11 protein-coding genes are annotated in these 11884 nt (G+C 39.8%); 10 read left to right on the top strand and 1 reads right to left on the bottom strand.

The annotated features are described in order from the left end of the window. Positions 1-398 precede the first annotated feature (398 nt). The gene (locus ACY9Z2_RS18700) at positions 399-1610 is read left to right on the top strand and encodes a CynX/NimT family MFS transporter (RefSeq protein WP_463611193.1); all 1212 of its coding nucleotides are present in this window, start codon (positions 399-401) and stop codon (positions 1608-1610) included. 30 nt (positions 1611-1640) lie between these two features. Continuing rightward, the gene (locus tag ACY9Z2_RS18695) at positions 1641-2828 is read left to right on the top strand and encodes an MFS transporter (protein WP_463611192.1); all 1188 of its coding nucleotides are present in this window, start codon (positions 1641-1643) and stop codon (positions 2826-2828) included. Between the two features lie 17 nt (positions 2829-2845). On the opposite strand, the gene ACY9Z2_RS18690 is transcribed toward ACY9Z2_RS18695, so the two are convergent. Continuing rightward, on the bottom strand, positions 2846-4486 hold the full coding sequence (locus ACY9Z2_RS18690) for an SLC13 family permease (protein ID WP_463611191.1): 1641 nt from the start codon (positions 4484-4486) through the stop codon (positions 2846-2848). Positions 4487-4668: 182 nt separating this feature from the next. Between ACY9Z2_RS18690 and pxpB the strand changes: the two genes are divergently transcribed. From pxpB to adh, 8 genes are all read left to right on the top strand, one after another. Continuing rightward, complete coding sequence (gene pxpB, locus ACY9Z2_RS18685; protein WP_463611194.1) at positions 4669-5340, top strand: 5-oxoprolinase subunit PxpB; 672 nt, start codon at positions 4669-4671, stop codon at positions 5338-5340. Continuing rightward, complete coding sequence (locus tag ACY9Z2_RS18680; RefSeq protein WP_463611190.1) at positions 5337-6095, top strand: LamB/YcsF family protein; 759 nt, start codon at positions 5337-5339, stop codon at positions 6093-6095. Before pxpB ends, ACY9Z2_RS18680 begins: the two co-directional genes overlap by 4 nt. A gap of 86 nt (positions 6096-6181) precedes the next feature. Then, positions 6182-7135: a 5-oxoprolinase subunit C family protein gene (locus tag ACY9Z2_RS18675; RefSeq protein ID WP_463611189.1), complete on the top strand. Its 954-nt coding sequence runs from the start codon at positions 6182-6184 to the stop codon at positions 7133-7135. 21 nt (positions 7136-7156) lie between these two features. Beyond that, positions 7157-7642 carry a DUF1648 domain-containing protein gene (locus tag ACY9Z2_RS18670; protein ID WP_463611188.1) on the top strand — a complete coding sequence of 162 codons (486 nt, stop codon included), beginning with the start codon at positions 7157-7159 and terminating at the stop codon, positions 7640-7642. 72 nt (positions 7643-7714) lie between these two features. Further along, the gene (locus tag ACY9Z2_RS18665) at positions 7715-8899 is read left to right on the top strand and encodes an MDR family MFS transporter (protein WP_463611187.1); all 1185 of its coding nucleotides are present in this window, start codon (positions 7715-7717) and stop codon (positions 8897-8899) included. Beyond that, positions 8892-9638 carry a Cof-type HAD-IIB family hydrolase gene (locus tag ACY9Z2_RS18660; RefSeq protein WP_463611186.1) on the top strand — a complete coding sequence of 249 codons (747 nt, stop codon included), beginning with the start codon at positions 8892-8894 and terminating at the stop codon, positions 9636-9638. Before ACY9Z2_RS18665 ends, ACY9Z2_RS18660 begins: the two co-directional genes overlap by 8 nt. Positions 9639-9729: 91 nt before the next feature. Then, complete coding sequence (locus ACY9Z2_RS18655) at positions 9730-9912, top strand: cold-shock protein (RefSeq protein WP_463611185.1); 183 nt, start codon at positions 9730-9732, stop codon at positions 9910-9912. 359 nt (positions 9913-10271) lie between these two features. Continuing rightward, the gene (gene adh, locus ACY9Z2_RS18650; RefSeq protein ID WP_463611184.1) at positions 10272-11792 is read left to right on the top strand and encodes an aldehyde dehydrogenase; all 1521 of its coding nucleotides are present in this window, start codon (positions 10272-10274) and stop codon (positions 11790-11792) included. Positions 11793-11884: the final 92 nt, after the last annotated feature.

Here is an 11884-nt window from a genome sequence, read left to right as displayed (position 1 = left end):
GCAGAAAAAGTGACCTTCTTTTTCAAGGAGTCGACTGCCCTCCGCTCCAATCAACTGTCAAATTAGAAGATAATTTATATGTCAAAAAACGAAATAAGAGATATGAAGCACAAATACAGCGGAGGAAAAACACGGAGACTCCTGTGGGAAAGCGAAGTGGTGAGACCCCGCAGTGAAGCGATCTTTGCGAACGAGGAGGCTCAACGCAAGCCCACGGAAAGCGCAGTGTTTTTCCGTAGCGGTCGACGCTATACTTTAATTTTCATTAGTTCGCAGTTTACGATTAAGTGTCATACACAACAATCTTCTAGACAATGTCTTTTTCACCAGTCAAACTGTCAGATATGCTACTATTAGAAAGTAGTTATTATTGGTCGGTAAAGGATGTTGATTTCTGAATGACAATGCGTTCGAAGCGGTTTTATCGTGTTTTATTAGTAGTGGGCATTATTATCGTGGCATTTAATTTGCGCCCCGCAATTACATCAGTTGGTCCAGTTATTGGAATAATTCGAGACGATATCGGTTTGTCCAATTGGAGTGTAGGATTATTAACTAGCTTGCCGCTGATCGCGTTTGCATTCATGTCTCCTCTTGCTCCAAGAATAGGCAATCGATATAGCAATGAGCGAGCATTATTAATTGGATTAATTCTATTATTTATAGGTATTATGGTTCGTTCTGTTTCTATGTTGCTGTTATTATTTGTTGGAACCATCTTTATTGGGCTTGGTATTGCGATTATGAACGTACTGTTACCTGGGGTAATTAAGGAAAAATTTCCTGCAAAGGTTGCCTTGATGACTAGTCTCTATTCAACTGCAATGGGGGTTTTTGCAGCAGCTGCCTCAGGACTGAGTATCCCACTAGCGCGAGGAGCGGGATGGGGTTGGCAAATTGCTTTGCTATTTTGGACGATCCCAGCAGTTATCGGGATCATCGTTTGGATTTACCTTAGTAAACGAGATAAAACAAACGAGTCCGTTGAAGTTCAGTTTATACAGCCATCCGATAACCGAATGTGGCGTTCGGGGTTAGCGTGGCAGGTGGCCTGTTTTATGGGATTACAATCATTTATGTTTTATGTAACGGTTTCTTGGTTACCAGAAATTTTACATGAGTATGGTGTTAGTATGGCGACCGCTGGATGGATGCTGTCGTTTACCCAGTTTGTTGGGTTACCAGCAAGCTTCTTTGTGCCCGTTATCGCTAACAAGTTTAAATCACAAGGTCTAATAGTTGTTATTTTACAAGTGTTTGCAATCGGCTCGTATATTGGATTATTATTTGGTGATTCGTACACTGTAATGATTGTAAGTACGATAAGTCTAGGAATCGCTCTAAGTGGTAGCTTTAGTCTAGCATTAGCTTTCCTAGGAATGCGTGCACGGAACGCAAGGCAAGCTGCAGAGTTGTCCGGCATGGCACAATCACTCGGTTATGCACTAGCAGCAATCGGTCCAATGTTTATTGGATTCTTATTTGATATTACACACGCTTGGTCAGTACCACTTTTAACTTTAATTGGTGTAGCGTTGTTGGTAGCATTTTTTGGTTACGGTGCTGGACGCAACAAGTTCGTCTTAGATGATGCTCCGTCAACGGAATAACATAATGGAAGTGAGAATATGCAGTATTCAATGAAAGACTTTTATTTTTGGAAAATAACGTTGAGCTTAGCGCTTGCTTCATTTTTTGTATTTGCTAGTATGTACGCGGTTCAACCACTTCTTCCAGTATTTGTTGATGAATTCGATGTAGCAGTGTCGACATCGAGTTTGTCCATTTCCTTAACAATCATTGGTCTGATTATTGGGTTAATCGTGTTAGGCTTTTTATCGGATCGAAACGGTCGAACATTCTATATTAAATTTGCCATGGTTGGTTCTATCATTCCTTTTTTCTTAATTCCAGTAATGGATTCCTTTTTTATGTTACTAGTATTACGGTTTATTCAAGGATTTGCATTGGCGGGTCTGCCAGCGGCCTCACTTGCGTACATTAGTGAAGAAATTGACAAGCGAAGTGTAAGTGTAGCGATGGCGCTTTACATCTCGAGTAATGCATTAGGCGGAATGATGGGGAGGGTATTGACTGGATATATAACCGATAATTATTCCTGGCAGACAGCATTTTACTTCTTAGCAGTAGTTGGGCTAGTTATTCTAATCGCAGTGTTTGTCTTGCTTCCTAATTCAACTCGGTTTGAAGCTAGCAATCTATCGTTTTCTCGTGACATCGAAGCATTTTTATTTCATGTAAAAAATCCTTCATTACTACTTGTTTTTGGTCTAGGCATTATTTTGCAACTGTCCTTTACAGGTTTATGGACGTATCTACCATTTTATTTGGAAGGACCACCATTTTCTCTGTCATTAAAAGTGATAGCTTATATGTTTTTCGCCTACGGTTTAGGTGTTATCGGATCTCCCTTTGCAGGATGGTTAGCAGGTAAGTTTGGATTGCGCATCGTAAGGATTGCTGGAATAATTACGCTTGGCATAGGGATATTTTTAACGTTGAGTGGATCGTTACTTTTATTAATTATCGGGCTATGTATAAGTTGTTTAGGATTTTTTACTGCCCATTCGTTATCAGCAGCATCAGTAAGTGAACAAGCGACACATCATAAAGGTAGTGCTTCCAGCCTGTACCTTGTATCATATTATATTGGTGTAGCAGTTGGAAGCTCGGCAATTGGACCAGTATATAGCGTGTTAGGCTGGACAGGACTAGTACTAATTATAGGGTTTCTACCAATTGTGTATCTCCTATTTGTAACCTACTTTCAACATAGAATAAAGCAAAAAAATAACGATGGAGTTTAATCCATCGTTATTTTTTCTTATTTAAATGATTCTGGTAACACAGATAAATCGATTCCCCACGCAATAGGTAGATAGAAGTATACAGCCAGTGTTACTAAAATAATTCCAACTATGTTTAATATTAAACCTGCCTTTGCCATATCAGGAATTCGTAAATAGCCTGATCCAAAGACTACTGCATTCGGAGGCGTAGCAACTGGTAGCATAAATGCACATGATGCAGCTACTGCAGCAACGATCATTACAGAAAACGGATGAACGTTAAGTGCGATCGCCAACGATGCCATTATTGGATACATCATCGAAGCTGTTGCAGTGTTAGACGTTAACTCCGTTAGGAAAATAACAAGTGTTGCAACGACTAACAAGACAAGGAACATACTGACACCTTCAAGTGCACTTAAACGATTTCCAATCCAATCAGATAACCCAGATGAAACGAATCCTGCTGCAATGGCAAGACCTCCACCAAATAGAAGCAGGATACCCCAAGGAAGCTTCACAGCTGTATCCCAATCTAGTAAATGGTCACCTTTTTTGTTAACAGAAGGAATGATGAATAAAATAACAGCAAACGTCATTGCGATAATGGCATCATTAATATTTTCATTTATATTTGCCAAGAAAAATGAACGTGTTATCCATGATAACGCAGCAAGTACAAAGATAGTAAATACAGCTTTTTCTTCAAAGGAAGCGGTACCTAGTTTCTTTTTCTCGGAATGAATGAGTTCACGCCCGCCTGGAAGTGATTTTACTTTTAACGGAAATGCGACCTTAACTAAATAGTACCAAGTGATGATGATAAAAATCCATGCAATTGGAACACCAAATAACATCCATTTTGCAAATGAAAGCTCTACACCGTAAAATTTATCAATAGCGGCAGCTAAAGCTGTGTTTGGTGGTGTACCAATTAATGTTCCAATTCCACCTAGTGAAGCGGAATATGCAATCCCTAACATTAATGCTTTACCGAAGCTAAAGTTTTCCTTCGAAGTGTCGATGGAATCATCGTCTTTTAATGCTTCTGATACTTGATAAATAATTGCGAGACCGATTGGTACCATCATCATTGCTGTAGCTGTGTTGGAAATCCACATTGATAAGAATCCTGTCGCAACCATAAAGCCTAAAATAATTCGGTCAGTATTAGTTCCGATCACTTCAATGATGGTTAATGCAATTCGTTTGTGCAAATTCCATTTTTCCATCGCAAGCGCGATCATAAACCCGCCCATAAATAGAAAAATAGTATCGTCACCATAGGAGGATGTTGTTGCACCAATGTCTAATCCACCTGTTAATGGAAATAGAATGATAGGTAATAAGGATGTTGCCGGGATTGGAATTGCTTCCGTCATCCACCATACCGCAATCCATATTGTACTAGCCAAAATCGCTTTTCCATCATTTGATAGACCTTCAGGTGAGAAAAAAAGTAGCGTTAAAATAAATAAAAGAGGGCCAAGAAAAAGTCCAACTAACTGTGCTGGCTTATAACTACGTTTGTTGCCATTGCCGTTTCCACCTGAAGAATCAGTACTTGCATTTGTTTCTTTGCTCATGTTTGATGAGTTAGGACGAACGAAAAATGTTAATAAATCCTTTGCTTGGTCATGCTTGTCCCATAACCAATTCCATGTTGCAGTAATCATTATTTTCCTCCTTTGTATATACAAGCTTAGACCATTATATAAAATTATTTGAATTATCGGCAAGAAAAAAGTGTTTGCGCTTTCATGTTATCGGATATGGATATATGCTATGCTTTTGAAAGATGAAAGGCGTGATTGTGGTGAAAATTTCGACCAAACCATTAGGGGATAATGCTTTGAAGGTGGAATTTCATAAGGAGGTTTCACCTGAATTAAATGGAATTATTCGATTGTTTTGTCAAAAATTAACAGACTATCCGATTGAAGGTGTAACCGAATGGGTGCCTGCATTCGACTCGGTAGGTATCTACTACGATCAACACCAAGTTTCTTATGATGAACTTATTATTAAAATGAAAAACCTACATGCTAAAAAGGTGGTTGGAAAAACAACGCCTGGTAGATTATTAACTATTCCTGTTTACTATGAAGGACAGGATCTTGAGCGCGTTGCCAATCACACAAAATGCAAAACGGATGAGGTTATTAAACTTCACCAAGAAACAACATATCTCGTATACATGCTTGGATTTTTACCGGGCTTTCCATATCTCGGTGGAATGTCTAACGTGATTGCCACGCCAAGATTGGAAAATCCACGTGAAAAGATTCCAGCTGGTTCAGTCGGGATTGCCGATAATCAAACAGGGATCTATCCAATGGAATCACCAGGTGGATGGAATATTATTGGGGAAACACCTGTGAAGCTATTTGACAATGAGGCAGAAAATCCAATTTTATTCCATGCCGGAGACCAGGTTAAATTTCATGCGATTTCGAAAGGACGGTTTGCTGAAATTAGGAAACAAGTAGAAAATAATACGTATGAAATAGAATGGGAGGAAGTAACATGAAACGCGTAGACGTAAACTGTGACATGGGTGAAGGATTTCCTTATGATGAAGAACTGATGCGATACATTACTTCTGCTAATATTGCTTGTGGCTTTCATGCTGGTGATCCAATGATCATGAACGAAACCGTATTACTGGCAAAAAAATACGGGATAGCAGTTGGTGCCCATCCCGGTTATCCAGATTTAGAAGGATTTGGACGCCGTGATATGCAACTTACACCACTTGAAATTTATCATTCTATTATCTATCAAGTAGGGGCACTGGAAGCCTTTTGCAACACTCATGGAGTGGAGATAAACCATGTAAAACCGCATGGTGCATTATATAATCGGGCTGCTAAAGATAAAAAGGTAGCGGATGCCATAGCACGTGCTGTTTATGATGTTGATTCCGCACTGATCTTGTACGGATTAACGGGAAGTGAGTTAATTTCCGCTGGTCGGGCAAACGGCTTACAGGTATCATCTGAGGTATTTGCCGACCGTACTTACCAGGCGGATGGAACATTAACCCCTCGTGGTAATGCGGATGCAATGGTTGTTGGTGTAGATAACGTTGTGCAGCGAATTCGAACGATGCTTGATCATAACTATGTAGAAGCGGTTGACGGTTCACATGTGACATTACAAGCAGATACAATTTGTGTTCATGGGGATGGAGAAAATGCTGTGGATTTCGTGAAAACATTGCGCGGTGAATTGGTGAAAGAAGGGATAAATGTGCGAGCGATCAGGAAGGTTTGCGATGAATAGGATTATTTCTGTATCAGGTCTAGACTAAGCAAACTATGGAAGTGCGAATCCCATCAGCAATTTGATTGAAAGAGGTGAATTAAACGATGCAAGGGCATAAAATTTTTCACGTATTAAAGCCAGGGGTACTAACTACTTTTCAAGATATGGGACGCTACGGCTATCAGCAATATGGTATCCCTGTAAGCGGCGCAATGGATACGTATGCCCTCCAGGTGGCAAATATATTGGTGGGCAATGATCGAAACGAGGCTGCTTTGGAGGTAACATTAATCGGACCAACGCTACAAGCTACCGCGCCTGTTACAGTTGCCATTACCGGTGCTGATTTGTCACCGAGCCTGAACGGAAAGTCTATTCCAACATGGAAATCGATTGATATGGATTCAGGTGACAAATTGGTTTTTGGAAATCGAAAGTCTGGCATGCGTGCATACATCGCTGTAGCAGGTGGGTTTGATGTACTTAGCATTTTTGGTAGTAAATCTAGAGATCGTCTAAGTAATCTTGGAGTTGAATTAGAAAAAGATCAAGCAATCTATGGTTTTGAAAAAAATGTAAAAAGCGGAATTACTTTAGATAACGTTCTAATTCCAAATTATAACAATGAAGCCAATATAGCTATGGTAGAAGGACCACATAGTTCGTGCTTCTCCGATGCAGCTAAAAATACATTTTTTAATTCCACGTACAAAGTAGAGTCCAATTCCAATCGAATGGGCTATCGGTTAAGTGGCGAAATCCCGATCAAAGCCGATCAAGATAAAATTTGGTCAGATGCTGTGCCATTTGGAGGTATACAGGTTCCAGGGAATGGTCAACCGATAATTTTAATGGCAGATCGCCAGACAACTGGTGGCTATCCCCGGATTGGAACAGTTATCTCAACAGACCTCCCCAAAATTGCTCAACTAGTGCCAAATAATCTAGTAAACTTTTATTCTATTTCAGTCCAAGAGGCGCAATCCAATGCAAAGAAGATCGAGGAAACGTTGTTAAAATTGGAAACCTTCTATCGTAATATTTCGTATGAGAGGTAACGATAGGAGGGCTGTTTTGATATGAGTAATAACCCAAAAGTAGATTTTGAAAAAAGTAAGGGAGCGCGTTTGCTACATATTCTTTCCGTACTAGTAATAGTTGGAACAACAGTCTATTTGATAACGGTTTACCCTAGTCTTCCAGACAGTATACCTACCCATTTTAATGCTGCTGGTGAAGCGGATGATTGGGGAGGAAAGAATTCAATTTTCATCGTACCTTTGACAGCAACTGTATTATTTATCGGAATGTATTTTATAACTAAATTCCCACACACCTTCAATCTCCCAGGAAAGGTTACAGAAGGTAATGCACCACAAATTTATCCTGTTGCTCAGTTGTATATGAGTTTGTTTAATCTCGAGTCAGTGATCTTTCTATGCTATATTGCGCTTGTAAGTGCACAGGTTTACACCTCCTTAGGAATACTTTTATTGCCAGTTTTACTAGTGGTTTATGGACTAACGTTTGTTTTCTTTATCCTTCACACTCTTCGTCTGAAATAATTTTATTGCTTAGTCACTCGAAATAGTTTAAAATAGCTTGAATGAAACTAGCGGAAAAGAGAGATGACAGCAATGCCAAAGTACATATGGCTATTAGCAATAGCAACGACCATTAACGTAACAGGAGCTTCATTTTTATGGCCATTAAATACAATTTATATGCACAATGAACTCGGTAAAAGCTTAGCTTTTGCGGGGTTTGTTTTAATGTTTAATCAAGGGGCATCCATCGCGGGGAATATGATTGGTGGCATGTTGTTTGATAAATTGAGTGCCTTCAAAACAATCGTGATTGGCATGTCGATAGCATTGGCAGCGTCCGCAACGATGACGGTTTACCATAGCATTCTACCTTATTCTATATTGCTCGTGTTGATCGGGTTTGGTGCAGGAATGACTTGGCCAGTCATGTTTGCGATGGCCGGATCCGTTTGGCCGGAAGGTGGAAGACGTGCGTTTAATGCAATCTATGTAGCACAAAACCTTGGCGTAGCTCTCGGCGCATCAATTGGTGGGTATATAGCGAGTATCTCATTTAACTATATTTTTATTGCAAATGCATTATTATTTGCCGTATTTTTACTAATTGTCTTGTTTACCTTTAAGGGCATGGATCAAGAGCGAGATCGACAAATGAATACAACCATCCTTGATCAAAACCTTGAAATAAAAAGTAAATCTGCTTTTAGGTCATTATTAATTCTATGTGGAGGTTTTTTGATCTGTTGGATCGCTTACAGTCAATGGCAGTCAACGATTGCTTCCTATACACAAGACGTCGGAATTGGACTCGAGCAATATAGTATGCTTTGGGCAATCAATGGTTTTCTTATTGTTTTAGGACAACCTCTGTTAAAATTGGTTACAGACCGTGTAACGTCAACAAAATTACAGATTTATATTGGAGTAACGATTATCCTGGCTGCTTTTATCGTCACAACCTTTGCAGAGGCGTTTACGTTATTTGCTGTTGCGATGGCGATATTAACAATAGGTGAGATGCTTGTGTGGCCAGCAATACCAACGCTTGCAAATGAACTAGCACCAAAAGGACGAGTTGGGTTTTATCAGGGATTTGTAAACAGCGTTGGCGCAGCTGGACGTATGATCGGTCCGCTTATTGGTGGCTTGATTGTTGATATTTATTCCATTCAACTGCTTTTCTTCGTTTTAATCGCATTACTCGTTATTCCATATATAACGACATATATTTATGACCGTGGTCTGACATCATCAACAATTAAAGGAGATGGCTAACATGGAAAAGCAAATCAAATTAATCGCATTAGATATGGACGGCACACTACTGACAAGTGATGAAAAGGTTACGACGCGTACACAAACAGCGATAACACAAGCCATGGAGAAAGATGTACACGTGGTCATTAGCACAGGGCGCTGGCTGGGTAAATGTTTTCCTTATGCGGAAGCGTTAGGTTTGCAGTCTTTTCTCGTGACAAGTAATGGCGGAGAAATTTGGACTGTTAAGAAGGAATTGCTGGAACGTCATACAATTCATCCTGAACTAATGCAACGAATATGGGACATTGGTGAAAAATATGAGATGGGTTGCTGGATGGCAGCAACAGACTCCGTTTGGCGTGGTGATAGACCGAATGACTTTACAGAACATAACTGGTTAAAAATTGGCTTTGATTCACATAAACCAAGTAATTTGGAAAAGTGTATGCAAGAACTATCTTATTTTGATGAACTGGAATTAACGAATTCCCAACCGCATAATATAGAAATAAACCCAAAAGGTGTGCATAAGGGTAGTGCACTCGAAAAGGTTTGTAGCAAGCTTGGAATCACAATGGAAAATGTTATGGCGGTTGGTGATAGCTTGAATGACATGAAAATGATTCAAATGGCTGGTCTTGGCGTAGCGATGGGAAATGCCCAGGAAGCAATTAAAAAGGCAGCTGACTACGAAACTGATACGAACGATCAAGATGGTGTAGCAAAAGTAATCGAGCACTTTGTGTTAGATTAGCCTGTCGAACATCCTCTATTATTGGCACTTCCTTTCATTGTGTTACAGAAAGGAGTATAATGGAGGTAGTAACACGAAAGGGGTTATGTAAATGTCTTTTTCTCGTGGTCCAAAAGAGCCGGTACCAGAAGTGGAAACAAACGTATGGGCTTGTTCAAGTGACGACTGTCAGGGATGGATGAGGGAGTCGTATAGTTTTGAGGAGGAACCAAAGTGTCCATTATGCCAATCTTCAATGGATAAGGAGACACGCGTTCTACCTGAATTGAAATAAACTGCTTTGCAGAATAAACCTTGGTCATCATGACGAAGGTTTTTTAATACACTGATAGGAAAGTATACGTTTTAAGGATATCAGTATAAGGACAACTAAGGCTTTCGCCATTAAAACTTGGCGATAAGCCGAGTTTTCTAATATAACGTCAAAATTAGATCTTATTAAAAAAAATCGACATTCGCTATCATGGAAGAGGCGAATGCCGATTTTTTATAATTTTTATAATAATAATATAAGTGAAAACTCAAATAGTTGGAATAATTAGCAAACAATTGCTATACTATGAAAAGAGAATCGCCTTAGATAACTCATCATTTTTGTAAGCGTTTACAATAATTCGAGGAGGAATGTGTCAGATGCAGTATGCGAATCCAAACACAGACGGTGCTAAGGTATCATTTCAAGAACGGTACGACAACTATATTGGAGGAGAGTACAAGCCCCCAGCAAATGGTAAGTATTTTGAGAATGTCAGTCCAGTAACAGGCAAGGTATTTTGCGAGATTGCTAGATCAACAAAAGAAGATGTAGAAGCGGCGATTGATGCGGCGCATGCAGCAAAAGAGTCTTGGGGACAAACCTCTGTTGCAGAACGAGCAAATATTTTAAATAAGATAGCTGATCGGATGGAGGAAAGTTTAGAAACGTTGGCAGTAGCAGAAACGTGGGACAATGGTAAGGCTGTACGTGAAACGTTAGCTGCTGATATACCACTCGCGATTGATCATTTCCGCTATTTCGCTGGAGCTGTTCGGGCACAAGAAGGTGGTATTAGCCAGATTGATAACGATACAGTTGCGTACCATTTCCATGAACCATTAGGTGTTGTTGGACAAATTATTCCGTGGAACTTCCCAATTTTAATGGCAACATGGAAGTTAGCACCTGCCTTAGCTGCAGGAAATTGTGTCGTGTTAAAACCTGCTGAACAGACACCAGCATCCATTCATGTATTGCTAGATTTGATCAAGGATCTATTACCAGCAGGTGTTTTAAATGTTGTGAATGGCTTTGGTGTTGAGGCAGGTAAACCACTCGCATCAAATAGTCGAATTGCTAAAATTGCATTTACTGGTGAAACAACCACCGGAAGGCTAATTATGCAATATGCCTCAGAAAATATCATCCCAGTTACACTTGAACTTGGAGGAAAGTCACCTAATATCTTTTTTGAAGATGTAATGGATGCAGATGACGGCTTTTTGGATAAAGCAATCGAAGGTCTAGTGATGTTTGCACTTAACCAAGGAGAGGTTTGTACGTGTCCGTCACGAGCGTTAATTCATGAATCAATTTATGATGAATTCATACAACGGGCAGTCGAACGTGTTAAACAAATTAAGATCGGGCATCCACTTGATACAGAAACGATGATGGGAGCACAGGCTTCCCAGGAGCAGCTTGAAAAAATCCAATCGTATCTTGCAATTGGTAAGGAAGAAGGCGCGGAGGTACTTGTTGGTGGTAACACGAACAAGTTGGAAGGTGATATGGAAAACGGTTATTATGTAGAGCCGACCATATTTAAAGGAAATAATAAGATGCGTATTTTCCAAGAAGAAATTTTCGGTCCAGTATTGTCTGTTACTACGTTTAAAGATAAAGAAGAAGCAATGGAAATCGCGAATGATACCTTATATGGTTTAGGAGCAGGCGTATGGACACGTAATATTAATACTGCTTACCGATTTGGTCGAGGAATTGAAGCCGGCCGTGTTTGGACTAATTGCTATCACCAATATCCAGCACACGCTGCATTTGGCGGATACAAAAAGTCAGGTATCGGCAGGGAAAATCATCTAATGATGCTTGATCATTATCAACAAACGAAAAATCTTTTAATCAGCTACTCCGAGAGTCCAGCTGGATTCTATTAAAATGGTTGTTTTTTAGTAGATGGTTTGACACAAAATACGTAAAGTGCGAACTAGTGAAAATTCATGTTAGGGTAACAGCAACGTTGATTTCC

This window comes from Virgibacillus sp. GM2-2 (assembly GCF_055329585.1).
This window is presented reverse-complemented; position numbering and strand designations above follow the sequence as displayed.

What these genes read in the sequence shown, in the direction of transcription:
- ACY9Z2_RS18700 (WP_463611193.1), top strand. Translation starts at nt 399, where the DNA reads ATGACAATGCGTTCGAAGCGGTTTTATCGTGTTTTATTAGTAGTGGGC.
- ACY9Z2_RS18695 (WP_463611192.1), top strand. Translation starts at nt 1,641, where the DNA reads ATGAAAGACTTTTATTTTTGGAAAATAACGTTGAGCTTAGCGCTTGCT.
- ACY9Z2_RS18690 (WP_463611191.1), bottom strand. Translation starts at nt 4,486, where the DNA reads ATGATTACTGCAACATGGAATTGGTTATGGGACAAGCATGACCAAGCA.
- ACY9Z2_RS18680 (WP_463611190.1), top strand. Translation starts at nt 5,337, where the DNA reads ATGAAACGCGTAGACGTAAACTGTGACATGGGTGAAGGATTTCCTTAT.
- ACY9Z2_RS18675 (WP_463611189.1), top strand. Translation starts at nt 6,182, where the DNA reads ATGCAAGGGCATAAAATTTTTCACGTATTAAAGCCAGGGGTACTAACT.
- ACY9Z2_RS18670 (WP_463611188.1), top strand. Translation starts at nt 7,157, where the DNA reads ATGAGTAATAACCCAAAAGTAGATTTTGAAAAAAGTAAGGGAGCGCGT.
- ACY9Z2_RS18665 (WP_463611187.1), top strand. Translation starts at nt 7,715, where the DNA reads ATGCCAAAGTACATATGGCTATTAGCAATAGCAACGACCATTAACGTA.
- ACY9Z2_RS18660 (WP_463611186.1), top strand. Translation starts at nt 8,892, where the DNA reads ATGGCTAACATGGAAAAGCAAATCAAATTAATCGCATTAGATATGGAC.
- ACY9Z2_RS18655 (WP_463611185.1), top strand. Translation starts at nt 9,730, where the DNA reads ATGTCTTTTTCTCGTGGTCCAAAAGAGCCGGTACCAGAAGTGGAAACA.
- adh (WP_463611184.1), top strand. Translation starts at nt 10,272, where the DNA reads ATGCAGTATGCGAATCCAAACACAGACGGTGCTAAGGTATCATTTCAA.